18 protein-coding genes are annotated in these 25,157 nt (G+C 71.5%); 2 read left to right on the plus strand and 16 right to left on the minus strand.

Going from position 1 to position 25,157, the window contains the following annotated elements:
• Nucleotides 1-192: 192 nt before the first annotated feature.
• The 5 genes from ilvC to SAVERM_RS14250 all read right to left on the minus strand — a co-directional run bounded on the left by ilvC (nucleotide 193) and on the right by SAVERM_RS14250 (nucleotide 8,254).
• A complete protein-coding gene (gene ilvC / locus SAVERM_RS14230) occupies nucleotides 193-1,194 on the minus strand; it encodes a ketol-acid reductoisomerase (protein ID WP_010984163.1) in 1,002 nt (333 codons plus the stop codon).
• A gap of 119 nt (nucleotides 1,195-1,313) precedes the next feature.
• Nucleotides 1,314-1,841: an acetolactate synthase small subunit gene (gene ilvN, locus SAVERM_RS14235; protein ID WP_010984164.1), complete on the minus strand. Its 528-nt coding sequence runs from the start codon at nucleotides 1,839-1,841 to the stop codon at nucleotides 1,314-1,316.
• Nucleotides 1,842-1,861: 20 nt separating this feature from the next.
• Nucleotides 1,862-3,718: an acetolactate synthase large subunit gene (locus SAVERM_RS14240; RefSeq protein ID WP_037649761.1), complete on the minus strand. Its 1,857-nt coding sequence runs from the start codon at nucleotides 3,716-3,718 to the stop codon at nucleotides 1,862-1,864.
• 225 nt (nucleotides 3,719-3,943) lie between these two features.
• Complete coding sequence (locus SAVERM_RS14245; RefSeq protein WP_010984166.1) at nucleotides 3,944-7,081, minus strand: putative bifunctional diguanylate cyclase/phosphodiesterase; 3,138 nt, start codon at nucleotides 7,079-7,081, stop codon at nucleotides 3,944-3,946.
• Between the two features lie 231 nt (nucleotides 7,082-7,312).
• Nucleotides 7,313-8,254: a 2-hydroxyacid dehydrogenase gene (locus SAVERM_RS14250; RefSeq protein ID WP_010984167.1), complete on the minus strand. Its 942-nt coding sequence runs from the start codon at nucleotides 8,252-8,254 to the stop codon at nucleotides 7,313-7,315.
• 75 nt (nucleotides 8,255-8,329) lie between these two features.
• Between SAVERM_RS14250 and SAVERM_RS14255 the strand changes: the two genes are divergently transcribed.
• Both SAVERM_RS14255 and SAVERM_RS14260 read left to right on the plus strand, forming a co-directional pair.
• The gene (locus SAVERM_RS14255) at nucleotides 8,330-9,328 is read left to right on the plus strand and encodes an aldo/keto reductase (RefSeq protein WP_037649762.1); all 999 of its coding nucleotides are present in this window, start codon (nucleotides 8,330-8,332) and stop codon (nucleotides 9,326-9,328) included.
• Nucleotides 9,329-9,597: 269 nt separating this feature from the next.
• Nucleotides 9,598-10,761 (plus strand): PQQ-dependent sugar dehydrogenase, encoded by a 1,164-nt coding sequence (locus SAVERM_RS14260; protein WP_010984169.1) that lies wholly within the window; start codon nucleotides 9,598-9,600, stop codon nucleotides 10,759-10,761.
• Between the two features lie 16 nt (nucleotides 10,762-10,777).
• On the opposite strand, the gene SAVERM_RS14265 is transcribed toward SAVERM_RS14260, so the two are convergent.
• The 11 genes from SAVERM_RS14265 to ligA form a co-directional block, all read right to left on the minus strand.
• Nucleotides 10,778-11,008: a DUF6191 domain-containing protein gene (locus SAVERM_RS14265; RefSeq protein WP_037649764.1), complete on the minus strand. Its 231-nt coding sequence runs from the start codon at nucleotides 11,006-11,008 to the stop codon at nucleotides 10,778-10,780.
• 38 nt (nucleotides 11,009-11,046) lie between these two features.
• Nucleotides 11,047-14,133, minus strand: coding sequence for a helix-turn-helix transcriptional regulator (locus tag SAVERM_RS14270; protein ID WP_037649804.1), 3,087 nt, complete (start codon nucleotides 14,131-14,133; stop codon nucleotides 11,047-11,049).
• Nucleotides 14,134-14,516: 383 nt separating this feature from the next.
• A complete protein-coding gene (locus SAVERM_RS14275; RefSeq protein ID WP_037649766.1) occupies nucleotides 14,517-14,720 on the minus strand; it encodes a hypothetical protein in 204 nt (67 codons plus the stop codon).
• A 201-nt stretch (nucleotides 14,721-14,921) separates the two neighbouring features.
• Nucleotides 14,922-15,533, minus strand: a complete 612-nt coding sequence (locus tag SAVERM_RS14280) for a hypothetical protein (RefSeq protein WP_010984173.1) — start codon at nucleotides 15,531-15,533, stop codon at nucleotides 14,922-14,924.
• A gap of 35 nt (nucleotides 15,534-15,568) precedes the next feature.
• Entirely contained in the window at nucleotides 15,569-16,144 is a 576-nt protein-coding gene (locus tag SAVERM_RS14285) for a GNAT family N-acetyltransferase (protein WP_010984174.1), read from the minus strand.
• Between the two features lie 343 nt (nucleotides 16,145-16,487).
• Nucleotides 16,488-18,005 carry an Asp-tRNA(Asn)/Glu-tRNA(Gln) amidotransferase subunit GatB gene (gene gatB / locus SAVERM_RS14290; RefSeq protein ID WP_010984175.1) on the minus strand — a complete coding sequence of 506 codons (1,518 nt, stop codon included), beginning with the start codon at nucleotides 18,003-18,005 and terminating at the stop codon, nucleotides 16,488-16,490.
• A gap of 16 nt (nucleotides 18,006-18,021) precedes the next feature.
• On the minus strand, nucleotides 18,022-18,264 hold the full coding sequence (locus SAVERM_RS14295) for a hypothetical protein (RefSeq protein ID WP_010984176.1): 243 nt from the start codon (nucleotides 18,262-18,264) through the stop codon (nucleotides 18,022-18,024).
• Entirely contained in the window at nucleotides 18,261-19,766 is a 1,506-nt protein-coding gene (gene gatA / locus SAVERM_RS14300) for an Asp-tRNA(Asn)/Glu-tRNA(Gln) amidotransferase subunit GatA (RefSeq protein WP_010984177.1), read from the minus strand. The genes SAVERM_RS14295 and gatA overlap by 4 nt, the downstream gene beginning before the upstream one ends.
• A gap of 5 nt (nucleotides 19,767-19,771) precedes the next feature.
• Nucleotides 19,772-20,068, minus strand: coding sequence for an Asp-tRNA(Asn)/Glu-tRNA(Gln) amidotransferase subunit GatC (gene gatC, locus SAVERM_RS14305; protein WP_010984178.1), 297 nt, complete (start codon nucleotides 20,066-20,068; stop codon nucleotides 19,772-19,774).
• Nucleotides 20,069-20,378: 310 nt separating this feature from the next.
• Nucleotides 20,379-22,715, minus strand: a complete 2,337-nt coding sequence (locus SAVERM_RS14310; protein WP_010984179.1) for a putative bifunctional diguanylate cyclase/phosphodiesterase — start codon at nucleotides 22,713-22,715, stop codon at nucleotides 20,379-20,381.
• A 236-nt stretch (nucleotides 22,716-22,951) separates the two neighbouring features.
• Complete coding sequence (gene ligA, locus SAVERM_RS14315) at nucleotides 22,952-25,144, minus strand: NAD-dependent DNA ligase LigA (RefSeq protein WP_010984180.1); 2,193 nt, start codon at nucleotides 25,142-25,144, stop codon at nucleotides 22,952-22,954.
• Nucleotides 25,145-25,157 lie beyond the last annotated feature (13 nt).

Raw genomic sequence — 25,157 nt, forward strand, 5'->3', positions numbered from 1 at the left:
GACGCACGACGTTGTGGGCCTGAACGCGTATGTAGTGCAGCAGTCTAGTGGCGTCGCGGACGTCGCCTTACGCCGCTGCGGAAGGATCACCCGTCCGTGGCTGGACGGGGTGGACAACGGCCTGTTCCCAGGCGTTACCCGGGGTTCGACGAAGGGGCCGGAGCGTCACGCTCCGGCCCCTCGCCGTCGGGCTTACGCCTCTTCGTCGTTCACCCAGCTCATGAGCTTGCGCAGCTCCTTGCCGGTGGTCTCCAGGAGGTGGTTCTCGTCCTGGGTCTTGTACTCGTTGTACTTCTTCAGACCGCCGTGGTACTCGTCCATCCAGGCCTGGGCGAACGTGCCGTCCTGGATCTCGGCGAGGACCTTCTTCATCTCGGCCTTGGTGGCGTCCGTGATGATGCGGGGGCCGGTGACGTAGTCGCCCCACTCGGCGGTCTCGGAGATCGACCAGCGCATCTTCTCCAGGCCGCCCTCGTACATGAGGTCGACGATCAGCTTCAGCTCGTGGAGGCACTCGAAGTACGCGATCTCCGGCTGGTAGCCCGCCTCGGTCAGCGTCTCGAAGCCGGCCTTGACCAGCGCGGCCGTACCACCGCAGAGAACCGCCTGCTCACCGAACAGGTCGGTCTCGGTCTCCTCGGTGAAGGTCGTCTTGATGACGCCGGCGCGGGTGCCGCCGATGCCCTTCGCGTACGAGAGGGCGAGCGCGAAGCCGTTGCCCGTCGCGTCCTGCTCGACGGCCGCGATGCACGGAACGCCGCGGCCCTCCTCGTACTGGCGGCGGACCAGGTGGCCCGGGCCCTTGGGGGCGACCATGCACACGTCGACGCCGGCCGGGGGCTTGATGAAGCCGAAGCGGATGTTCAGGCCGTGGCCGAAGAACAGCGCGTCGCCGTCCTTGAGGTTGTCCTTGATGGACTCCTCGTAGACCTGGGCCTGGATCGGGTCCGGGACGAGGATCATGATGACGTCGGCCTCGGCGGCGGCCTCCGACGGCGTCACCACGCGCAGGCCCTGCTCCTCGGCCTTCGCCTTGGACTTGGAGCCCTCGTGCAGACCGACGCGGACGTCGACACCCGAGTCACGCAGCGACAGCGCGTGGGCGTGGCCCTGGCTGCCGTAGCCGATGACCGCGACCTTGCGGCCCTGGATGATGGACAGGTCGGCGTCGGCGTCGTAGAACAGCTCGGCCACTTTGGGTTCTCTCCTTGGTGTGCAGGTGATGCGTCCCACCGTATGCCGGTGAGGTGACGGGAAGTTTCGGGGTCTCGGAATGCGGGCGGCCGACGACTGACGACCGCCCGTTTCCAGACTTACGCGGATCGGTCCAGCGCGCGCAGCGAGCGGTCCGTGATCGAACGTGCCCCACGTCCGATCGCGATCGTTCCGGACTGGACGAGCTCCTTGATGCCGAACGGCTCCAGCATCTTGAGCATGGCCTCCAGCTTGTCGCTGCCGCCGGTGGCCTCGATGGTGACGGCCTCCGGGGAGACGTCCACGGTCTTGGCGCGGAACAGCTGGACGATCTCGACGATCTGGGAGCGCGTCTCGTTGTCGGCGCGCACCTTCACCAGAACGAGTTCGCGCTGCACGGCCGCGGACGGCTCCAGCTCGACGATCTTCAGGACGTTGACGAGCTTGTTGAGCTGTTTGGTGACCTGTTCGAGCGGCAGTGCCTCGATCACGTTCACCACGATGGTGATGCGGGAGATGTCGGGGTGCTCGGTGACACCGACGGCGAGCGAGTCGATGTTGAAGCCGCGCCGGGAGAACAGGGCGGTGATCCGGGCGAGGACACCGGGCTTGTTCTCGACGAGGACGGAGAGGGTGTGCTTGCTCATGGTTCTGACTCGGCTCTCTCTCAGTCGTCTTCGTTGTCGCCGAAGTCGGGGCGGACGTCCCGGGCGAACATGACCTCGTCGTTGGAGGTGCCTGCGGCGACCATCGGCCAGACCATCGCGTCCTCGTGGACGATGAAGTCGATCACGACGGGGCGGTCGTTGACGGAGTTCGCCTCCGCGATGACCTTGTCGAGGTCGTCCGGGGACTCGCAGCGGATCGCGTAGCAGCCCATGGCCTCCGACAGCTTCACGAAGTCGGGGACGCGGGTGCCGGCGCTCGGCTGCTTTCCGTCCGCGCCCGGGCCGCTGTGCAGCACGGTGTTGGAGTAGCGCTGGTTGTAGAAGAGGGTCTGCCACTGGCGGACCATCCCGAGGGCGCCGTTGTTGATGATGGCGACCTTGATCGGGATGTTGTTCAGGGCGCAGGTGGTGAGCTCCTGATTGGTCATCTGGAAGCAGCCGTCGCCGTCGATCGCCCAGACCGTACGGTCCGGCTGACCGGCCTTGGCGCCCATCGCGGCCGGGACCGCGTAGCCCATCGTTCCGGCGCCGCCGGAGTTCAGCCAGGTCGCGGGCTGCTCGTACTTGACGTAGTGCGCGGCCCACATCTGGTGCTGGCCGACGCCCGCCGCGAAGATCGTGCCCTCCGGGGCGAGCTGCCCGATGCGCTCGATGACCTGCTGCGGCGACAGCGAGCCGTTGTCCGGCTGCTCGTAGCCCAGCGGGTACGTGTCGCGCCAGCGGTTCAGGTCCTTCCACCAGGCGGTGTAGTCGCCGGCGTGGCCCTCGCTGTGCTCCTTCTGCACGGCCTGGACCAGGTCGGCGATGACCTCGCGGGCATCTCCGACGATCGGCACGTCCGCGGCGCGGTTCTTGCCGATCTCGGCCGGGTCGATGTCGGCGTGCACGATCTTGGCGTACGGGGCGAAGCTGTCCAGCTTGCCGGTGACGCGGTCGTCGAAGCGGGCTCCGAGGGCGACGATCAGGTCGGCCTTCTGCAGCGCGGTGACGGCGGTGACCGCACCGTGCATGCCCGGCATTCCCACGTGCAGCTTGTGGCTGTCGGGGAATGCGCCGAGCGCCATCAGGGTGGTGGTGACGGGCGCTCCGGTGAGTTCTGCGAGGACCTTCAGCTCGGCGGTGGCCTTGGCCTTGAGGACGCCGCCGCCGACGTAGAGGACGGGCCGCTTGGCCTGGGTGATCAGCTTGGCGGCCTCGCGGATCTGCTTGGCGTGCGGCTTGGTCACCGGGCGGTAGCCGGGCAGGTCCGGGGTGGGCGGCCACTGGAAGGTGGTCTGCGCCTGGAGGGCGTCCTTGGCGATGTCGACGAGGACCGGGCCCGGACGGCCGGTGGAGGCGATGTGGAAGGCCTCCGCGATCGTCCGCGGGATGTCCTCGGCCTTGGTCACCAGGAAGTTGTGCTTGGTGATCGGCATGGTGATACCGACGATGTCCGCCTCCTGGAAGGCGTCCGTACCGATCGCCTTGGACGCGACCTGCCCGGTGATCGCCACGAGCGGCACCGAGTCCATGTGGGCGTCGGCGATCGGGGTCACCAGGTTGGTGGCACCCGGGCCGCTGGTGGCCATGCACACGCCGACCTTGCCGGTGGCCTGCGCGTAGCCGGTGGCCGCGTGACCCGCGCCCTGCTCGTGCCGGACGAGCACGTGCCGCACGCGCTTCGAGTCCATCAGCGGGTCGTAGGCCGGGAGGATCGCGCCGCCGGGGATACCGAATACCGTCTCCGCCCCGACCTCCTCGAGCGAGCGGATGAGGGACTGCGCGCCCGTGACGTGCTCGGGGGCGGACTGCTGTCCTCCGGAACGGGGCCGCGGCTGCGGATGGTGGGCCCCGGTGGCCTGCTCGGTCATCGGCATTCTCTTCTCGATGCTGAGGGTTTTTGCGAGGTTTGTACGGTGTTGAACTGGTGCCTGTGCAACAAAAAACCCCTCGTGCCGTGAGGCAAGCGAGGGGAGCGCGCCGGGTGCGGTCGCTGGGTGTTCCGGGTCGTCCGGTACTTCACCAGCTCAGCCGACGCGCTTTCCAAGTACGAGAATTCGGGTGCGCATGGCATTGACCCTCCCCCCGGCACGCACCGACTGTCAAGTGGGTGGGACGGGAGTCTCATTATGTGAGCGGAGGGCCGTACCGCCACCGAACACGACCGGCACACCAGGCGTGTACACCCCGGCACCCCCGCCCGCGAAGGCGGGCTCGGCCGGTCCGTGGGGCACCGGGTACTGCCCGGTGGCCAGGGCCCGGCGCAGCCGGTACTCGTCGAGCGGGCCGGAGAAGGCCGTGCCCTGCCCGTGCGTGCAGCCCATCGCACGGAGAGCGAGCACCTGCTCGGGCAGGTCCACCCCGTCGGCCACGGACTGCAGCCCGAGGTCGCTGGCGATGCGCAGCAGCCCGCTGGTGATCTTGTGCAGCCGCGCGGACTCCACCACGCCCTCGACGAGGCCACGGTCCAGTTTCAGTACGTCCACGGGGAGCCTGCGCAGGGCCGTGATGGCCGCGTAGCCGCTGCCGAAGCCGTCCAGGGCGATCCGGACGCCGATCCGCCGCAGCGCGCTCAGCCTGCGCTCCAGCTCGTCCAGGGAGACCCGTGGGTCGGTGTCGGACAGCTCGATCACCAGGGCGCCCGAGGCGAGCCCGTGCCGGGTCAGCAGGGCCTCCACGGAGCCGAGGGGCAGGGAGCGGTCCAGCAGACGGCGGGCGCTCATCCGGACGCCGACGGGTACGGCGAGGCCGGTGGCGGTGCGCTCGGCGGCCTGCTCGACGGCCTCCTCGAGGATCCAGCGGCCCAGCTCGGCGGCCTTGTCGCTGTCCTCGGACACGCGCAGGAACTCGGCGGGCGTGAAGAGCACGCCCTGGGAGGAACGCCAGCGCGCCTGGGCGGTGACCGAGGTGATCCGGCCGTCCTCCAGCGACACCACGGGCTGGTGCAGCAGCGCGAACTCGCCGTCGTGCAGAGCGGCGCGCAGCCGGGTGGCCAGCTCCGCCTTCCGTACGACGTCCTGCTGCATCTGTGGCGCGTACAGCTCGACGCGGCCCTTGCCGGCGGCCTTGGCCCGGTACATGGCGAGGTCGGCGTTGCGCAGCAGGTCACCGGCGCCGAGGCCCGGCTCGGCGAAGGCCACGCCGATGGACGCGGCGACCCGGACATCGTTGCCGCCGATGGCGTACGGCTGCGAGAGGGTGACCCTCAGCCGGTCGGCGAGCTCCATGATGTGGCCTTCGCGGGCGGTGCGGTCGCGGGTGCCGTCGCCGACGATGAGGGCCGCGAACTCGTCGCCGCCGAGCCGCGAGGCGGTGTCCCCGTACCGGACCGCGTCCTGGAGTCTGCGGGCGGCCTGGACGAGGAGCTCGTCGCCGGCCTGGTGCCCGATCGTGTCGTTGACCGCCTTGAAGCCGTCGAGGTCGATGAAGAGGACGGCCGTGCCGCGGTCGGAGGTGCGGCGGCCGGAAAGCGCCTGCTGGACGCGCTTGGTGAACAGGGCGCGGTTGGGCAGGTCGGTGAGCGGGTCGTGCTCCGCGTTGTGCTGCAGCTGCGCTTGCAGGCGCACCCTTTCGGTCACGTCCCGGCTGTTGAAGATGAGACCGCCGTGGTGCCGGTTGACGGTCGACTCGACGTTCAGCCAGCCGCCGTAGCCGGACTTGAAGCGGCACTCGATGCGGGTGGTGGGTTCCTCGGTGTGGCTGGCGGCGAGGAAGCGGCGCACCTCGTGCACCACGCAGCGCAGGTCCTCCGGGTGGATGAGCGAGGCGAGCTCGGTCCCGACGAGGTCCTCGGCGGGCCGCCCGTACACGCCCGCGGCGGCCGGGGAGACGTACCGGAGGATGCCGTTGGGCGCGGCGATCATGATCACGTCGCTGGAGCCCTGCACCAGGGAGCGGAAGTGGTTCTCCTTCTGGGCCAGCTCCTGGGTGAGGGTGATGTTGTCGAGCAGCATGATGCCCTGGCGCACGACGAGGGCGAGCACGACGGCGCCCGCGGTGATGAGCACCACTCGGTCGACGTTGCGGCCGTTGAGCATGTTGTAGAGGATCCCGAGCGTGCAGACGGCGGCGGCGAGATACGGCGTGAGGGCGCCCAGCGATCCGGCGATCGGGCGGGTGGCCGGATACCGGCTGTGACCTCCGTCCTGGAGGGGTGCGCGCGGCCGGTCGCCCGGGTGGCCCGGTGGGCGAGGCCCCGCAGGCCGTGAGCCCGCCGGCCGTGGCCCCGGCACGTGCTCGTGCACCACGCGTGCGTGCCCGCTCTCCCGCTGCCCGAACCGGACGCCGACCCAGGGGGCGTACGCGAGGAGCAGCGAGCCGGCGAACCAGCCGGCGTCGAGGAGCTGGCCCGAGCGGTAGTTGTCGTGCAGCAGGGGCGAGGTGAACAGGGCGTCGCACATCACGGTCAGGGCCAGCGCGCCGATCGCGGTGTTCACCGCGGAGCGGTTGACCGCCGAGCGCCTGAAGTGCAGGGCGAGAACCATGCTGACCAGGGCGATGTCGAGCAGTGGATACGCGAGCGAGAGCGCCGTGTGCGCGACGCTCGGCCCGTCGAACTTCGCCGCCTGGGCGAGTGCGAGGCTCCAGGAGAGCGTGAGCAGCGAGCCGCCGATCAGCCAGGCGTCCAGGACGAGACACACCCAACCTGCTTTGGTCACGGGCCGTTTGGCGAGCACCAGCAGCCCCACGATGGCGGGCGGCGCGAAGCAGAGGAAGAACAGGTCGGCGTAGCTGGGGCTGGGCACGGGGTGGTGGAGAATCACCTCGTACCACCCCCAAACCCCGTTGCCCAGTGACGCCATGGCGGAGGAGAGCGCGAACAGCAGCCATGCGAGTCGGAAGCGGCTGCGACGCGTGCGCGCATAGAGGAGGCAGGAGACCGCCGCGGTACCCGCCGCGGCGCTCAGCCCGAAGTCGCCCATGACGAGTGCGACCCTCTGGGAGCCCCAGCCGAGCGCGGAACCGAGGGCGTATCCCGCGCACACCAGGGCCAGTACGAGTTGCGGGACCAGGCTCGTCCCGCCGCCGAGTGCCGGCTGGCGGACAAGCAGCGCCCCGGGGGAGCTCACCGGGCCCACCGGGCCCGGGCCGCTGCGGGGTCCCGCAGGTCCGGCGCCGGCTGTGCGTGCCGCTTGCGACCGCCGGGCCTGCGCTGGTGATGGCCACCGAGGCCGCGTCTGCGCGCCGCCGCACACCAGGGTCGCCGTCGGCCGCCCCGCCGCGTCGGATCGTTGGTCCATGGACCGTGCATCATCCGTCGCCCCCCTCGCAGTCTGAAATGTCCATCCCCGGCGCCGAATGGTGCGCGGCGCAGCCCCTGTCGGGACGATACACCAGTCTCGTCACTCAGGGACATAGCTTCTCTACGCTCCGTGACGATCAACGGGGGAACGGAAACTGCCCGCATCCAGGGAACTGCGGAGGGTGCCCGAAGTGGACGGGAGGCCAACCGGACACCAACGGGAGGTGACTTACGCACCCGTGGTGAGAACCAGGTTGTCCAGCGGTTCTCCGCGCGCGAAACGGTTCAGCTGCGCCACCAGGAGCCGCTTGGCGCGCGGCAGGAACGCGGAGGTGGGGCCGCCGGTGTGGGGGCTGATGAGCACCCCCGGCGCATGCCACAACGGGTGCCCCGCCGGCAGCGGTTCGGGGTCGGTGACGTCAAGTGCCGCCTGGATGCGGCCGCTCTCCAGCTCGGTCAGCAGCGCCTCGGTGTCGACGACGCCCCCGCGGGCGACGTTGACCAGCAGCGCACCGTCCTTCATCCGGGCCAGGAAGTCCGCGTTGACCAGGCCTTTCGTCTGTTCTGTGAGGGGCGTGACGACCACCACCACATCGGCGTCCAAAAGAAGTTCAGGCAATCGGGAGATGGGATGCACGGGGCCGCGCGCCGTCTCGCGTCCCGAGCGCGCGACGCGCGCCACCCGCGCGAGCTCGAACGGCGCGAGCCGGTCCTCGATCGCGCTGCCGACCGAGCCGTACCCGACGATCAGAACGGACTTGTCGGCGAGCGCCGGACGGAACCCGGAGCGCCACTCCTCCCGGTCCTGTCCCCGTACGAAGTCGGGGATGCCCCGGAGGGAGGCGAGGATCAGCGTCAGTGTGAGCTCCGCGGTGCTGGCGTCGTGCACCCCACGCGCGTTGCACAGCTGCACGCCCTCGGGCAGCAGTCCGAGGCCGGGCTGGATGTGGTCGATGCCGGCGGAGAGCGTCTGTACGACGCGTACGGACGTCATCTCCGGCAGGGGGCGCAGCGCGATCTCGGCGCCCTTCATGTAGGGCACGACATAGAACGCGCAGTCGGCGGGGTCCGCGGGGAACTCCTTGCCGCCGTCCCAGAAGCGGTAGGTGAGGTCCTCGGGGAGGCCGTCGATCTCCTCCGCGCGAAGCGGGAGCCATACGTCGGAAGTCATGGTCAGGAGGCTATGCGAAGCGTCCGGCACCGCATTGGTTAGTTTGGGGTGCCAGGAGAGGGAGGGTTCGGCCACGTGGAGCGCAGGACTATCGGCGCGGCGACGCTCGATGTGGGGGCCGTCGGACTCGGATGCATGCCGATGAACTGGGCGTACACCGGTTCGCGGCAGCGGGGCGACGAGTCGCTGCGGACCGTGCACCGGGCGCTCGACGTGGGCGTGACGCTGCTCGACACCGCCGACATGTACGGCCCGTTCACCAATGAGCTGCTGGTGGGGCGGGTGCTGAAGGAGCGCCGCTCCGAGGCCTTCGTGTCGACCAAGGTGGGCCTGCTGGTGGGCGACCAGCACATCGTGGCCAATGGGCGCCCCGGCTATGTGAAGCGGGCGTGCGACGCCTCGCTGCGCCGCCTCCAGACGGACGTGATCGACCTCTACCAGCTGCACCGCGCGGACCCGGAGATTCCGGTCGAGGAGACATGGGGTGCGATGGCGGACCTCGTCCGGGCCGGGAAGGTACGGGCGTTGGGGCTGTGCGCGGTGGGCGCGCGTTCCGCCCGCCGCTCCGGGGCACGGCTGCACGACGCCACGATCCGGCAGCTGGAGCGGGTGCAGCAGGTGTTCCCGGTGAGCGCGGTGGAGGCCGAGCTGTCGGTGTGGTCGAAGGAGGCACTGGACGCGCTGCTGCCGTGGTGCGCGGCGCGCGGGGTCGGCCTGCTGGCCGCGATGCCGCTCGGCAACGGCTTCCTGACCGGCACGCTCACGCCCGGCGAGGGCTTCGAGCCGGACGACCTGCGGGCCCGGCACCCCCGCTTCACGGCGGAGATGATGGCCGCGAACCAGCCGATCGTGGTGGGCCTTCGGCGCATCGCCCGGCGGCACGGGGACGAGGTCACACCCGCGCAGGTGGCGCTGGCGTGGCTGCTGGCGCAGGGCCCGCACGTGGTGCCGGTGCCGGGGGCGAAGCGGGCACGGTGGGTGGCCGAGAACGCGACCGCGGCCGGGCTGCGCCTGACGGCAAGGGACCTGGCGGACGTGGCGGCCCTGCCCGCGGCACGGGGGTCCTGGGACTGAGTGCGGGTCCGCGGCCCGGGTGCCGGGGCCGACGGGTCCGCGACGCGGGGGCCCGGAACGGAATGGTGGGGGCCGGCCGCCTGGGACTCGGATCCGGCCGCCTCGGGCGCGACCGGCCCGGTGCGGAGCGGCATGATCCGGCCGCCTCGGACGCGGCGGGCCGGGGCCCGGCCGTGGTGGGTTCCGGGATTCGGGGCCGGCGATCGGGAACCCAGGAGGCGCGTGCGGTGTAAGACAGGTAGAAGCCCCACGTCGAAGGGACCACGATCGTGCAACGTCGAGCTGCGGCGGCCGTACTGGCCGCGGCCTCCCTCCTGCTGGCGTCCGGCTGTTCCTCCGGCGACGGAGGAACCCCGGGCGCGGACAGGAGCACCTCACCGGGCCGTACGGCGCCGGGGTCGTCGTCCTCCGGGAAGACGGCGGAGGCAACCCCGCCCGCGAAGGGCTCGGTGAAGGTGGTGCGCACGGTCGCCCAGGGTCTGAAGACCCCCTGGGGCCTCGCCCCGCTGCCCGACGGCGATCTGCTCGTCACCTCCCGGGACGACGGGACGATCACGCGGATCGACGAGAAGACCGGCAAGAAGACGGAGTTGGGCTCGGTGCCGGGCGTCTCCGCCGCCGGCGAGGGCGGCCTCCTGGGCATCGCCCTCTCCCCGTCGTACGCCTCGGACCACATGATCTACGCGTACTTCACGACGGCGTCGGACAACCGCATCGCCCGCCTGCTGCACGAGGAGCACAAGCCGTCGGGCGAGCAGCTGGGGGCACCGGACACGGTCTTCAAGGGCATCCCCAAGGGGTTCATCCACAACGGTGGCCGGATCGCGTTCGGCCCGGACAACATGCTCTACGCGGGCACGGGTGAGTCGGGCAACCGCGGCCTGGCCCAGGACAAGAAGTCCCTGGGCGGAAAGATCCTCCGCATGACGCCGGAGGGCGAACCGGCGCCCGGCAACCCCTTCGGTGACTCGGTCGTGTACTCGTACGGCCACCGCAATGTCCAGGGCCTGGCCTGGGACGACAAACAACGCCTGTTCGCCGCGGAGTTCGGCCAGGACACATGGGACGAGCTGAACGCGATCAAGCCGGGCGGCAACTACGGCTGGCCGGACGCCGAGGGCAGGTCAGGCGACGCGAAGTACCGCGACCCGATAGCCCAGTGGCACACCGCCGAGGCCTCCCCCAGCGGCATCGCCTACGCCGAGGGCTCCCTCTGGATGGCGGGCCTGCGCGGTCAGCGCCTGTGGCGGGTCCCGCTGAAGGGCACCGAGGCCTCGGCGGCCCCCCAGGCCTTCCTGAAGGGCACCTACGGCCGACTGCGCACGGTGGTCCCGGCGGGCGACGGCAAGCTGTGGGTGACGACGAGCGAGACGGACGGCCGGGGCACACCGGGGAAGGGGGACGACCGGATCCTGGAGCTGCAGGTGACGTAGGAAAGGCTCGCGGGCCTCAGTCCTCACCGGGCTCCGGGGCGGCGGCGGGCTCCGGGGCCGCGGGCGGCTCCGGAGCCGCGGGGGGCTGCTTCGGCGGGCGTACGACGACCTTGCCCGAGGACAGGTCTATGGGCCCTCTTCCGGGGTCGCCGTCGTTCACATCCGTTCGGCTGAGTTCCAGGCGCTTTCTCTCGTCATTGGTGTGCTTACGGCCTGGTGCGAAGAGTTCCTCGAACATGTTGAACACAGGGCCTCCCTCGGCCGGGATCCGTTCCAGCGTATGTCTCACCCCGCCGCCGGGGCAGCGGGTGCCTCGGGCGGGAACAACCGCATCCGATGCGCCAGCGCCGCCGCCTCCCCCCGCCCCGCGACGCCCAGCTTGGCCAGGATGTTGGAGACGTGGACACTCGCCGTCTTGGGGGAGATGAACAGTTTCTCGGCGATCTGGCGGTTGCTGCGGCCGGCGGCGACCAGGCGCAGCACGTCGCGCTCCCGGCTGGTCAGCCCGAGCGCCTCGGCCGGGTCGGCGGGCGGGCTCTGCCGCGTCGTCCCGGACAGGGTGAGCCGGGCGCGCTGGGCGAGCAGGGCGACCGATTCGGCGAGCGGGCGGGCGCCGAGGTGGTCGGCCACCGCCCCGGCCAGGCGCAGCAGTTCCGTGGCGCGGGCGCGGGCGTCGTCGTCCGCGCCGGAGGCCAGCAGGGACTCGGCGAGGCGGTGGCGGACGCGGGCGAGGTCGTAGGGGCGCTCCAGCGGTTCGAAGGCGGTGACCGTCTCGGACCAGTCCCGTGGGGTCCCGGCGCCCTCGGCGCGCAGCAGCTCGGCGCGCAGCCAGTGCCCGTAGGCCTGCCAGACGGGCACGTTCGTGGCGAGTGTCTTGGCGGCCTTGTGGATGTCTTCGAGAACCTCGCCACGCCCCGGCTCGGCGCCGGGCAGGCCGAGGGCGTCCGCCTCCGCGGTGGCGGCGGCCAGCAGCAGCGGCCAGCCGTAGCGCTGGGTTCCGGGCGGGAAGCCGGTGTCCAGCGCGGCGGCGAGTTCGGCCCGGGCATCCAGGAGGCGGCCCTCCGCCGCGGCGACGCCGATCGCGATGCGGCCGAGCGGCAGGGCGTGCTGGGGCATGGTGTCGTGGGTGCCGAAGTGTTCGCGGGCGGCGGTCAGTTGGCGGCGGGCCACGGTCAGGTCGCCGCGGGAGAGGGCGAAATGGGCGTGCAGCGTGGCGTGGAAGCCGCGGCGTTTTGCGCTCTGGCCGACGCGCTCCGAGCTGATCGCGGCTTCACCGGCCTCGTCCCAGCGACCGAGGGAGTGCAGGGATTCGGCGAGGTTGCCCCACACCAGGGCCTCGATGTCCAGCAGACCGAGCCGCCTGGCGAGGCCGACGCCTTCCTTGAGGACGCGGACGGCTTCCTGGGAGCGGCCGATGCCTTCCAGGTGGGACGGCAGGTTCACATGGAGGCGGCCCAGCACGGCGGCGTCGCCGAGCGCCTTTGCCTGTTCCTTGACCTCGTGCAGCTCGGTGAGCCCCGCCTCGATGTCGCCCGCTTCGACGAGGAGCCCGCCCAGGGTGAGCCGCGCGTTCAGCTCGATGTCCCGGGCGCCCACCATGCGCGCGTACTCCACGGCGCGCTCGGCGGCCATGAGCGCGTCGGGTCCCGGCTCGTGCACCATCGACCAGTTGGCGACGGTGGCGAGCACCTCGGCGTGCACCTCCGAGGGCGGTAGGCCCCGGACCAGTTCCTGGGCGGTGGCCAGCTCCTTCCAGCCGTCGCCGCGGGCCGTGGTCTGCACCAGCCGGGAACGCTGGGCCCAGAACCAGGCGGCGCGAAGGGGGTCCCCACGGCCCGAGCCGGACGGCGAGTTCGGGTGGTGATCGTCCTCGTCCTCCAGGAGGCGCAGGGCCCGCCTGGTGATCTTCAGCGCGCGTTCGCGTTCCCCGCACAGGCGGCCCGCGACGGCGGCCTCGGCCATCAGGTCGAGGTAGCGCAGGGGGGTGGTGGCCGGGTCGCAGCCGCAGGGCGGATAGACCTCGGCGTAGTCGACGGGGCGCAGGCCGGCCCGTATCGAGTCGGGGGCCAACTCCCACAGCTCCATCGCCCGCTCCAGGAGCCGCAGTTGCTCGGCGTGTGCGTGCCGGCAGCGGGCCTCGACGGAGGCGTCGAGGACGGCGGGCAGCGCCTTGGCCGCGTCGTGGGCGTGGTACCAGTAGCTGGCCAGGCGAGCGGCGCGCTCGTCGGCCGGTACGAGTGCGGGATCGGCCTCCAGGGCCTCGGCGTAACGCCTGTTGAGGCGGGAGCGCTCGCCGGGCAGCAGGTCGTCGCTGACGGCCTCGCGGACCAGGGAGTGGCGGAAGCGGTAGCCGTCGCCGCCGGGTGCGGCGATGAGGATGTTGGCGCCGACGGCGGCACGCAGCGCCTCGATGAGGTCGTCCTCGGCGAGCCGGGCCACGGCGGCCAGCAGCCGGTACTCGACGGTGGAACCGCCCTCGGCGACGATCCGGGCGACCCGCTGCGAGCTCTCGGGCAGCCCCTCGACGCGTACGAGGAGGAGGTCGCGGAGGGAGTCGGTGAGGCCGGTGCAGCAGCCCTCGTGGGCGGCGACGGCGAGTTCCTCCACGAAGAAGGCGTTGCCGTCGGAGCGTTCGAAGATGTCGTCGACCTGGGCGGGGTCGGGTTCCGCGGCGAGGATGCCGGCGATCTGGCGGCCGACCTCGGTGCGGTTGAAACGGGCGAGTTCGATGCGGCGGACGGTGCGCAGGCGGTCGAGTTCGGCCAGGAGGGGGCGCAGGGGGTGGCGGCGGTGGATGTCGTCTGCGCGGTAGGTGGCGACGACGGCCAGGCGGCCGCTGCGCAGGGTGCGGAAGAGGTAGGCGAGGAGATGGCGGGTGGAGGCGTCGGCCCAGTGCAGGTCCTCCAGGAGGACGACCACCGTGCGGTCGGCGGCGAGGCGCTCCAGGAGGCGGGCGGTGAGTTCGAAGAGGCGGGCCGTTCCCTCCTCGTCGTCCCGGGGGCCGCGCCTGGCCTCGCCCAGCTCGGGCAGCAGGCGGGCCAGCTCCGCCTCCTGGCCCGCGGCCGCGGCGGCGAGTTCGTCCGGGAGCTGTCTGCGCAGGGCGCGCAGGGCGGTGGAGAACGGGGCGAACGGCAGCCCGTCGGCGCCGATCTCGACGCAGCCGCCGACCGCCACGACGGCGCCGGTACGGCCGGCCGCGGTGGCGAACTCCTCGATCAGCCGTGTCTTGCCGACCCCGGCCTCACCGCCGAGCAGCAACGCCTGCGGCTCGCCCGCGGCGGCACGGGTGAGCGCGTCGGCGAGTGCGCCCAACTCTGCGGCGCGGCCGACGAACACGGGACTGACGGACCTGGTCTCCACGGTCCCGAGCATCGCACGGGGGTCGGACAACGGGGCAGCGAATATCGGCGGGCGGGCGGCAACGGCCGGTGCGCCACCGACACCGAGGCCGGCGAGGACGGCGGACGCGTCGCCGATGCCGACGACGGCAGACGCGCCACCGGTGCCGACGACGGCAGACGCGTCGATGCCGGCGGCGGCCCGGACGGCCGGCACCGACATCGACGGGGCGGTGTCCCCCGACGGCGCCCCCGCCCGGGACCGGCCGACCCCCGTACGGCCGGTCCCCCTGCGGCTGTCCTCCCGGGACCCGCCGGTCCCGGTACGGCCGTCCTCCCGAGGTCGGCCGATCCCCGTACGGCCGTCCTCTCGGAGCCCCGGGCCCGCGCCGCCCGGCGGCTCCCCCGCGCTCGTGTTCACGCGGCGCGGGCGAACCGCGGCCGGCGGGGACGGTTGCTATGGGACGTGGACTGTCCCTCCGTGTCGGGTTCCCCGGCGGCGGCCTTGCGGGCGTCGCGGGCGTCGCGGCGCAGGCGGAGGGCCTCGCGGACGAGACGGTGGTTCTGCGCCTCGCGGATCAGGTCGGCGGAACGGATCTGGTGGAGCTCGTACTCGAACATCTCGTGTCCCTCGTGAAGAGTCGGTTTCCGGCTTCGCTTGTTGCGATGCCTCAACTTTCGTCTCCAAGGCGGGTGTGCCACATCGGGAGAGTTCCGCATCTTGCACGCGCGAGGGGCCTTAGATCCGCCGTGGGTGTCCTACGGCGGACCTAAGGCCCCTCAGAACGCGCTAAGTACGTGCTCCGGCCCTGCTCGGGAGGATCAACTCGCCGACGGCAGGCCCAGGATGATGTCGGTGTACTTCGCGACCGCGAGCAGCAGACCGATCACACCGAGGGCGACGCCGCCCCAGGCGACCGACTTGATCCACGCGGGCTGCGGCTTGCCGGGGGCACCGAACGCGGGCCGGGCGAGCACCACGACGCCGACGATCAGCGCGGCGAGCGCGAACAGCCCGCCGATCAGCGCGGTCGTGGCCCAGGCATCGCCGTAGACCTCCTTGACCTGCGTGGCGACGGTCGCCGACGACGAGGTCCCCAGCTGGCCGACCAGGGTCTCGCGCGCGGCGGCCACGGTGGCGACCCAGCTGCCGGTGAGCGACACGAGGCCGAGCCCGGCGGAGACGACGGCGCCGGCGCCCTGCCCCACGCCGGAGGGGCCCTCCTGGGTGTCCCCCCGAAGGCCGTCGACCTCGTCGTCGGCCACCTCGGACTCGTCGGACTCGTCGGCCGCGGCCTCGGCGTCGGTCTTCGCCTCGGTGGCCTCGGTGGTCTCGGTGGACTTTTCGACCTTGGTGGTGTCCACCTTTGCCTCGTCGCTCTTCGCCTCGGTGCCGGTCTCTGCCCCGGCCTCGTCAACTGTCTTGGTTCCCATGTCTGGCACCGTACGGACGCTCTCTGAGAGGTTTCTTAATGATCGTTGTGAGTGGTACGCGCGCGTGCCGCCCGCCACTCGGGCGCGAGCACCGACCACACCTCGGTGTCCTGGCGCACGCCCCGGTGGACGGAGTTCCCCCGAAGCACGCCGTCGCGGCTCATGCCCAGTCGCCGCGCCACCTTGATGCTCGGTTCGTTGGCGGACGACGCCCGCCACTCCACACGGTGGATGCCGCGCCCGTCAACCGCCCAGTCGATGAGCACCCGCATCGCGCGGGTGACGAGCCCCCGCCCGCTCCCGGCGGGTTCCAGCCAGCAGCCGACCTCACAGGTGCCGTTCACGGCGTCGAAGACGCGGAAGAGCACGCCGCCGACGAGCTTCCCGTCCAGCCACAGTCCGTGCAGGCCGCCGTTGTCGGTGGCGCGTTTGTCGGCCCAGGTCCGCAGGACGGCCCGCGCGGAGTCGACGTCCGTCGCGCCCACCCCGAACGGGATGTGCCGCGTGATGAACTCGCGCCCGCGGTCGAGGTGCGCCAGAAACTCCTCGGCGTGCCAGGGTTCCAGCGGACGCAGTTCGGCGCCGTCGTCACCCAGCGATATCGCGTACATCCCGCTGCCGCTCCTTCATCAGTACGTCCGCCGGCGCGTCGCCGGCGCACACGCCGTCCGCGTCGGACATGTCGGCCGCGTCAGCCCCTCGTTGTCCCCGCGTCGTCCCGGAATGGTCCCACGGGACGCGTGGGCGGCCCCGGCGTGCGCCCGGTTCGGTGCCGCGGCGCCGCAGGCACCTGTCGAGGCGGCGCGCCGGCCGCCGGTCGGCGCGCCGGGCAGATCCATGAGGGCGGGGCGCCAGGAGGGTGCGCACTCAGTCGTCCCCGTGGGGCGTCCGGGGGCATACCTGGGGGGTGCATCGGAACCGATGCACCCCCCAGGGCTTGCAAAAAGGCGGAACTCAGCCCTCGCTGACGCCGAGCTTCTCCAGGATCAGCTCCTTGACGCGGGCCGCGTCGGCCTGGCCACGGGTGGCCTTCATGACGGCGCCGACCAGGGCGCCGGCCGCGGCCACCTTGCCGCCGCGGATCTTGTCCGCGACGCCCGGGTTGCCCGCGATGGCCTCGTCGACGGCGGCGGTCAGGGCGCCCTCGTCGGAGACGACCTTCAGACCGCGCTTCTCGACGACCTCGTCCGGAGTGCCCTCGCCCGCGAGGACGCCCTCGATGACCTGGCGGGCCAGCTTGTCGTTGAGCTCTCCGGCGACGACGAGCTGTGCCACCCGGGCGACCTGCGCCGGGGTGATGGGCAGGTCCTCCAGGGCCTTGCCCGACTCGTTGGCGCTGCGGGCCAGTTCGCCCATCCACCACTTGCGGGCGGACGCCGCGTCGGCACCGGCCTCGATCGTGGCGACGATCGGGTCGATGGCACCGGCGTTGAGGATCGACTGCATGTCGTGGGCGTTGACGCCCCACTCCTCGCGCAGCCGGTTACGACGCGCCAGCGGCTGCTCGGGCAGGCCCGCGCGCAGCTCCTCGACCCACGCGCGGGACGGGGCGACGGGGACGAGGTCGGGCTCCGGGAAGTACCGGTAGTCCTCGGCCTCCTCCTTCACCCGGCCCGAGGTCGTGGACCCCGTGTCCTCGTGGAAGTGGCGGGTCTCCTGGATGATCGTGCCGCCGGAGTTCAGCACCGCGGCGTGCCGCTGGATCTCGAACCGGGCCGCACGCTCCACGGAGCGCAGGGAGTTGACGTTCTTCGTCTCGGAGCGCGTGCCGAACTTCTCCCGGCCGTGCGGGCGCAGGGAGAGGTTCACGTCGCAGCGCATCTGCCCCATCTCCATGCGGGCCTCCGACACACCGAGCGCCCGGATGAGCTCGCGCAGCTCGGCGACGTACGCCTTGGCGACCTCGGGAGCACGCTCTCCCGCACCCTCGATCGGCTTGGTGACGATCTCGATGAGGGGGATGCCCGCGCGGTTGTAGTCGAGCAGGGAGTGCGAGGCGCCGTGGATACGGCCGGTCGCGCCACCGACGTGCGTCGACTTGCCGGTGTCCTCCTCCATGTGGGCACGCTCGATCTCCACCCGGAAGACCTCGCCGTCCTCCAGCTGCACGTCGAGATAGCCGTTGAAGGCGATCGGCTCGTCGTACTGGGAGGTCTGGAAGTTCTTCGGCATGTCCGGATAGAAGTAGTTCTTCCGGGCGAAGCGGCACCACTCGGCGATCTCGCAGTGCAGCGCGAGACCGATCTTGATGGCGGACTCGACGCCGATCGCGTTGACGACCGGCAGTGCGCCGGGCATGCCGAGGCAGGTCGGGCAGGTCTGCGAGTTGGGCTCGGCGCCCAGCTCGGTGGAACACCCGCAGAACATCTTGGTCTTGGTGCCGAGTTCGACATGGACCTCGAGGCCCATGACGGGGTCGTACGACGCCAGGGCGTCCTCGTACGACACCAGCTCGTCGGTCGTGGTGGTCACGGTGAAAACTTCCCTCTCAGCCCAGCAGGACGTCGTCGTCGCCCAGGCGCTTGAGCTCCCGGTAGAGGATGGCGAGGCCGGTGACGATGGCGGCGGCGGACACGGCCGCGTCGATGAGGCGCAGCGTGTCGCTCTCGAGGCGGGCCTTCTTGGCCTGCTTGGCGACCCCGATCACACCGAACGCGGTGGTCGCGATGGACAGGTACGTACCGGACTTGGACTTCTTGAAGCCCTTGGCCTTGGTCAGTGCGGTGCTCACAGCGACGGTGCCTCCTCGATCAGCGGGTGCCCCCACTTTTCCACGAAGGCGGCCTCGACGGCGGCGCCGACCTTGTACAGCCTGTCGTCCTTGAGCGCCGGGGCGATGATCTGCAGGCCGACCGGGAGGTTGTCCTCGGGCGCGAGACCGCAGGGCAGCGACATGGCGGCGTTGCCCGCGAGGTTGGTCGGGATGGTGCACAGGTCCGCGAGGTACATCGCCATCGGGTCGTCGGCGCGCTCGCCGATCGGGAAGGCGGTGGTGGGCGTGGTCGGGGAGACGATCACATCCACCTGCTCGAACGACTTCTCGAAGTCGCGGGTGATGAGCGTACGGACCTTCTGGGCGCTGCCGTAGTACGCGTCGTAGTAGCCGGAGCTGAGCGCGTACGTGCCGAGCATGATGCGGCGCTTGACCTCGTCGCCGAAGCCCGCCTCGCGGGTGAGGGCGGTGACCTCCTCGGCGGAGCGCGTCCCGTCGTCACCCACGCGCACGCCATAGCGCAGGCCGTCGAAGCGCGCGAGGTTGGAGGAGCACTCGGACGGCGCGATCAGGTAGTACGCCGACAGGGCGAGGTCGAAGGACGGGCAGTCCAGCTCGACGATCTCGGCGCCCAGCTCCTTGAGGAGGGCGACGGACTCGTCGAAGCGCTGGAGCACACCGGCCTGGTAGCCCTCGCCGCGGAACTGCTTGACGACGCCGACGCGCATGCCCTCGACGCTGCCGTTGCGGGCGGCCTCGACGACCGGCGGGACCGGGGCGTCGATGGACGTCGAGTCGAGCGGGTCGTGCCCGGCGATGACCTCGTGCAGCAGGGCCGCGTCCAGGACCGTACGGGCACAGGGGCCGCCCTGGTCGAGGGAGGACGAGAACGCCACCATGCCGTAGCGGGAGACCGCGCCGTACGTCGGCTTCACGCCGACCGTGCCGGTGACGGCGGCCGGCTGGCGGATGGAGCCGCCGGTGTCGGTGCCGATGGCGAGGGGGGCCTCGAAGGAGGCGAGGGCGGCGGAGGAGCCACCGCCGGAGCCACCGGGGATACGGCTGAGGTCCCAGGGGTTGCCGGTGGGGCCGTACGCGCTGTTCTCGGTGGAGGACCCCATGGCGAACTCGTCCATGTTGGTCTTGCCGAGGATGACGACGTCGGCGGCCTTCAGCTTCTTGGTGAGGGTCGCGTCGTAGGGCGGGATCCAGCCCTCGAGGATCTTCGAACCGACGGTGGTCGGGATGCCCTCGGTGGTGAAGATGTCCTTGAGCGCGAGCGGGACGCCGGCCAGCGGGCCGAGCTTCTCGCCGCGCTCGCGCTTCTCGTCGACGGCGCGGGCCTGGGCCAGCGCGCCCTCGCGGTCGACGTGCAGGAAGGCGTGCACCTTCTCGTCGACGGCGTCGATGCGGGCGAGGTGGGCCTCGGTGACCTGGACGGCCGTGAGCTCGCCGGAGGCGACCTTCGCGGCGATCTCGGCGGCGGTGAGCCTGATGATGTTGACGTTGGTGTCCGTCATGGTGATTAGTCCTCCCCCAGGATCTGCGGCACCTTGAAACGCTGCTGCTCCTGGGCCGGGGCGCCGGAGAGCGCCTGCTCGGGGGTGAGCGACGGACGGACCTCGTCCGCGCGCATGACGTTCGTCAGCGGCAGCGGGTGAGAGGTCGGCGGTACGTCTTGGTCGGCGACCTCGCTGACGCGGGCGACCGCGCCGATGATGTCGTCGAGCTGGCCGGCGAAGTGGTCGAGCTCTTCCGCCTTCAGCTCCAGACGCGCCAGCCGTGCGAGGTGGGCGACCTCCTCGCGCGTGATGCCAGGCATGCAGCGATCCTCTGGGGTGAGAGTGTGTGGTTTGGGCCCAATCCTATGGGGCGGCCGCGGGTGCCCGCGCACGGGCTTGTCCGGGCCCTCTCACCGATCCGGCGGACGGGCGGCTCGCGGGCGACGGGCAACGCCCACGGGAATGCCCACGGGAATGCCCACGCGGTCAGCGGAACGTCACTGGCGGTTCCGGCGATGCGAACGTCACGCGCCGTACGGACGGGTACGGGCGTACAGACGATGCAGGCGGTACGGACGTCACGGGCCGTACGGACGGGTACGGGCCGTACAGACGGCGCGGACGGGAGAACTATTCGTCCGTCGCCGCCGCGGGCAACGCCGCCGTCGGCCGCTGCCACCCCCGCGATCCCCGCGCCCGCAGCCACGCCGTCGCCTCGTCCGCCGGCATCGCCGCGGCCACCAGCCAGCCCTGGACGGCGTCGCAGCCCAGGTCCCGCAACCGCTCCCATGTCTCGTCGTCCTCGACGCCCTCCGCGACGACCAGCAGCCCCAGCGAATGGGCGAGATCCACCGTGCAGCGCACGATCGCCGCGTCCTGCGTGTCGACGGCCAGCCGGGCCACGAACGACCGGTCGATCTTCAGCTCGCTGACCGGCAGCCGCCGCAGGTGCACGAGCGAGGAGTACCCCGTGCCGAAGTCGTCCAGCGACATCTTCACCCCGTGCCCGGTGAGCCCGGCGAGCGTGTCCGCCGCCCGCTGCGGGTCCTCCAGGAGCACGTGTTCCGTTATCTCCAGCTGCAGCGCCCCCGCCGGAACCCCGTGCCGGGCCAGCCGGGCCGCCACCGAACCCGCGAAGCCGGGGGTGTGGACGTCACGCGGCGAGACGTTCACGGCCACCGGCACCCGCAGACCCTGCGCCCGCCAGCGCGCCACCTGCCCGAGCGCCGTCTCCAGCACGTACTCCGTCAGATGCGGCATCAGCCCCGACGACTCGGCGATGGCGATGAACTCGTCCGGCGGCACCTTGCCGCGCTCGGGGTGCACCCACCGCACGAGCGCCTCCAGACCGGCGACCTGCCCGTCGAAGCGCACCTTCGGCTGGTAGTGCAGCTCCACGTCGCCGGCGTCCAGCGCCCGGCGCAGGTCTCCCAGCAGGCCGAGCCGGTCCGGTGTGTTCGAGTCCCGCTTGGACTCGTACACCTCCACCCCCGTACGGTCCCGCTTCGCCTGGTACATCGCGACGTCCGCGCGTTGCAGCAGCCCCTCCGCGTCCAGTGCGTGGTCGGGGAAGACGGCGAGCCCGGCGCTGGCCTCCAGGACGAGCGTGAGCCCGTCGAGGTCGAGCGGCGAGCCGAGGGCTGCGACCAGGTTGCGGGCGACCCGGGTGGCGGACGTCGTGGAGTCCGCGACGGGAAGTAACACGGCGAACTCGTCACCCCCGAGCCGCGCGGCCTCCGCTCCGCGCGGCAGGGCGAGCCGCAGCCGGTCGGCTATCTGCAGCAGCAGCCGGTCGCCGGCGAGGTGACCGAGCGTGTCGTTCACCGCCCGGAAGCGGTCGAGGTCTATCAGCAGCAGGGCGGAGCGCGCCCCGATGCGTTCGGCGTCGTCCAGCGCCGTCCAGGTCCGCTCCAGCAGCCACTGCCGGTTGGGCAGCCCGGTCAGCGGGTCGCGCAGTTGTTCCTCCGCCCGGGCCCGGGCTATCCACAGGGTGGAGTCGAGGGCGATGAGGGGGATGGCGAAGAGCGGCAGCAGGAGCGGGAGCGCGTCGGCGACGACGCAGATCAGCGGCGCGATGCCGAGCAGCGCGACCGCGAGGAGTCCCTGTCTGACCAGGGCGGTGCGGGCGACCGTGGGCACACCGCCGGTGCGCGGCGTGTGCACGTACCAGACCAGTGTGCGGGTCACCGCGAGATAGGCGACCGCGACCAGCGCCAGCTCGGGCACGGTGTAGACGGTCCAGCTCTGGGGGTCCCAGGGCGTCTCGACGGACGGCACGCGCCCGAACGCGGCCAGCACCAGCGCACCCGCGCCGATGCCGAGGAGGTCGACCGAGCCGTGCAGCACGCCCCCTCGCCAGCGGTCGCGTCGGGCTATGCCGACGAGGACGACGACGGTGAGGCTGACCATCCCGGCCGGCACCCAGCCGTACAGCAGCAGGACGGCGAGGGTGAGGGCGGCACCGGAGCCCGTGCCGCCCCACCAGCGGGCGCGGCCGAGCGCGACCAGGTGGCCGACGATGACGCCGGTGAGCACGGCCAGGGACCAGCCGACGGTGCCGGACGGGAAGAGCGCGTGGTTCCAGGTGAACGCCCGGTAGAAGCCGGCGCCGAGCACGAAGCCCGCCGTCGCGACGACGGCCGCGGGCAGCGCGGGCCAGGACAGGTGTCGCTCGGAGTCGGGGCCGGACGTCCCGGGGCCCTGCCCGGCGCCCAGCGCTCCGCTGCCGGGGGCGGCGGTGAGCGGCATGACGCCGGGGGCGTTCCCCCGCGCCGGTCCGCGTCCGTCCACGCCCGCGAGCCCCGAAGTGCGCGCCACGCGGCGGATTCCGCCGGGCTCCCGGCTGCCTCCCCACACGCGGCTCCGTTCGACCGGGGCGACCCCTGTGGGCCGCCGAGACCCCCATCGCCATGCGCCGGACCTCCGGCGCAGCCGTGAGTCCGGGGCGGCGCTCTCGGTCGGTTCCATTCCCGTCCCTCTCACAGCCGGCAGTGCCCACGCGACGCGGCCCGAGTCCATTCAACTGCCGTCAACTGCCAACGGCACCGCGTCTGAAAACCCACCACGCGTCCGGGCACGGCAGGCGCACACCTCAACAGTAGGCCGCAGAAGGCTTCCACGGGCAGCGGTCGTCGACGGTTGCCCGAATGCGACCCGGCCACCCGTATGCATCTGGTATGCGCCGAACGGGTGGCCTTCAACCGCTACTCCTCGGTCGGAAGTGCGACTTCCGCAGCGGCTTCCGGTCCTTGCTCGAGCAGAACGGCGAATCCGGCCTCGTTCAGAACGGGAACCTTCAGCTGCATCGCCTTGTCGTATTTCGATCCAGGATTGTCACCTACGACAACGAAAGACGTCTTCTTCGAAACCGAACCGGTGACTTTCGCCCCGCGGCTCTGCAGGGCCTCCTTCGCGCCGTCCCGCGTGTGGTGTTCGAGCGTTCCGGTGACGACGACCGTGAGTCCTTCGAGCGGGCGCGGCCCCTCGTCCTCTCCGGAGCGCTCGTCCTCCATGCGGACGCCGGCGGCCTTCCACTTTCGGATGATCTCCCGGTGCCAGTCCTCGGCGAACCACTGCTTGACCGCGGCGGCGACGATCGGGCCGACACCGTCGGTGTCCTTCAGCTCCTCCTCGGTGGCCTGGTCGATGCGGTCGATCGAGCGGAACGCGCGCGCCAGCGCCTCGGCCGCGACCGGCCCGACGTGGCGGATCGACAGACCGGTCAGGATCCGGGCGAGCGGGCGCTCCTTGGCGGCCGCGATGTTGTCCAGCATCGAGATCGCGTTCTTCCGCGGCTCGCCCTGCTGGTTGGCGAAGACCGTGGCGACCTTCTCCTCGCCCGTCTTCGGGTCCCGCTTGGGCAGGCCGCTGTCCTGGTCGAGGACGTACGCCTTGATGGGCAGCAGCCGTTCGATGGTGAGGTCGAAGAGGTCGCCCTCGTCGAGCAGCGGCGGCTCGGCGGGCTCCAGCGGCTTGGTGAGGGCCGCCGCCGCGACATATCCGAACTGCTCGATGTCGAGCGACTTGCGGCCCGCGAGATAGAAGAGCCGCTCCCGCAGCTGGGCCGGACACGTGCGCGCGTTCGGGCAGCGCAGGTCGACGTCGCCCTCCTTGGCCGGCGCCAGCGGCGTACCGCACTCGGGGCACTCGGCGGGCATCACGAACGCGCGCTCGGTGCCGTCGCGCAGGTCGACGACCGGGCCGAGGATCTCCGGGATGACGTCACCGGCCTTGCGCAGCACCACCGTGTCCCCGATGAGGACGCCCTTGGCCTTGACGACGTCCTGGTTGTGCAGGGTGGCGAACTCGACCTCCGAGCCCGCGACCGTGACCGGCTCCACCTGCGCGTACGGCGTGACCCGGCCCGTACGCCCCACGCCCACGCGGATGTTGATGAGCTTGGTGTTGACCTCCTCGGGCGCGTACTTCCAGGCGATCGCCCAGCGCGGCGCGCGGGAGGTGGAGCCGAGGCGGCCCTGGAGCGGGATCTCGTCGAGCTTCACGACCACGCCGTCGATCTCGTGCTCCACGGAGTGGCGGTTCTCCCCGTAGTACGCGATGAACTCCCGTACGCCGTCGAGGTCGTCGACCACTCTGGCGTACCGGGTGGTCGGCAGGCCCCACTCGCGCAGCAGCTCGTACGCCTGGGAGAGCCGGTCGATGTCGAAGCCCTGCCGGGCGCCGATGCCGTGGACGACCATGTGCAGCGGGCGGGTCGCGGTGACCCGCGGGTCCTTCTGGCGCAGTGAACCCGCCGCCGCGTTGCGCGGGTTGGCGAAGGGCTTGTCGCCGGCCTCCACCAGACGTGCGTTGAGCTCCTCGAACTTCTCCATCGGGAAGTAGACCTCGCCGCGGATCTCCACGAGGTCCGGGATGCGGTCGCCCTTGAGACGGTCCGGAATCTCCGCGATCGTACGGACGTTGGGCGTGATGTCCTCGCCCGTGCGGCCGTCGCCGCGGGTCGCCGCGCGCGTGAGGCGGCCGTGCTCATACGTGAGGTTGACGGCGAGGCCGTCGACCTTCAGCTCGCACAGGAAGTGGTAGTCGGAGGTGCCGACGTCCTTGGCGACGCGCTCGGCCCAGGCGGCCAGCCCCAGGTCGTCGAAGGCGTTGTCCAGGGAGAGCATGCGCTCACGGTGCTGGACGGCCGTGAACTCCGTCTCGTACCCGCCCGCGACCTTCTGGGTCGGTGAGTCGGGCGTGCGCAGCTCGGGGTACTCCTCCTCCAGTGCCTCGAGGGAGCGCAGGAGGGTGTCGAACTCCGCGTCGCTGACGACGGGGGCGTCCTTCACGTAGTACCGGAAGCGGTGCTCCTCGATCTGCTCAGCGAGCTGCGCGTGCTTCTCCCGTGCCTCGGCGGGTACCGATGTGGGCTGTGCGTGCTGTTCGCCGGCCACCGTGTTGTCCTCC

The organism is Streptomyces avermitilis MA-4680 = NBRC 14893, from assembly GCF_000009765.2.
Lineage (GTDB): Bacteria > Actinomycetota > Actinomycetes > Streptomycetales > Streptomycetaceae > Streptomyces > Streptomyces avermitilis.

Excerpts from the sequence above, each read along its gene's own strand:
- ilvN (WP_010984164.1), bottom strand. The coding sequence starts at position 1,841 with ATGAGCAAGCACACCCTCTCCGTCCTCGTCGAGAACAAGCCCGGTGTC.
- SAVERM_RS14240 (WP_037649761.1), bottom strand. The coding sequence starts at position 3,718 with ATGCCGATGACCGAGCAGGCCACCGGGGCCCACCATCCGCAGCCGCGG.
- SAVERM_RS14245 (WP_010984166.1), bottom strand. The coding sequence starts at position 7,081 with ATGGACCAACGATCCGACGCGGCGGGGCGGCCGACGGCGACCCTGGTG.
- SAVERM_RS14250 (WP_010984167.1), bottom strand. The coding sequence starts at position 8,254 with ATGACTTCCGACGTATGGCTCCCGCTTCGCGCGGAGGAGATCGACGGC.
- SAVERM_RS14270 (WP_037649804.1), bottom strand. The coding sequence starts at position 14,133 with ATGCTCGGGACCGTGGAGACCAGGTCCGTCAGTCCCGTGTTCGTCGGC.
- SAVERM_RS14275 (WP_037649766.1), bottom strand. The coding sequence starts at position 14,720 with ATGTTCGAGTACGAGCTCCACCAGATCCGTTCCGCCGACCTGATCCGC.
- SAVERM_RS14280 (WP_010984173.1), bottom strand. The coding sequence starts at position 15,533 with ATGGGAACCAAGACAGTTGACGAGGCCGGGGCAGAGACCGGCACCGAG.
- SAVERM_RS14285 (WP_010984174.1), bottom strand. The coding sequence starts at position 16,144 with ATGTACGCGATATCGCTGGGTGACGACGGCGCCGAACTGCGTCCGCTG.
- gatA (WP_010984177.1), bottom strand. The coding sequence starts at position 19,766 with ATGACGGACACCAACGTCAACATCATCAGGCTCACCGCCGCCGAGATC.
- gatC (WP_010984178.1), bottom strand. The coding sequence starts at position 20,068 with ATGCCTGGCATCACGCGCGAGGAGGTCGCCCACCTCGCACGGCTGGCG.
- SAVERM_RS14310 (WP_010984179.1), bottom strand. The coding sequence starts at position 22,715 with ATGGAACCGACCGAGAGCGCCGCCCCGGACTCACGGCTGCGCCGGAGG.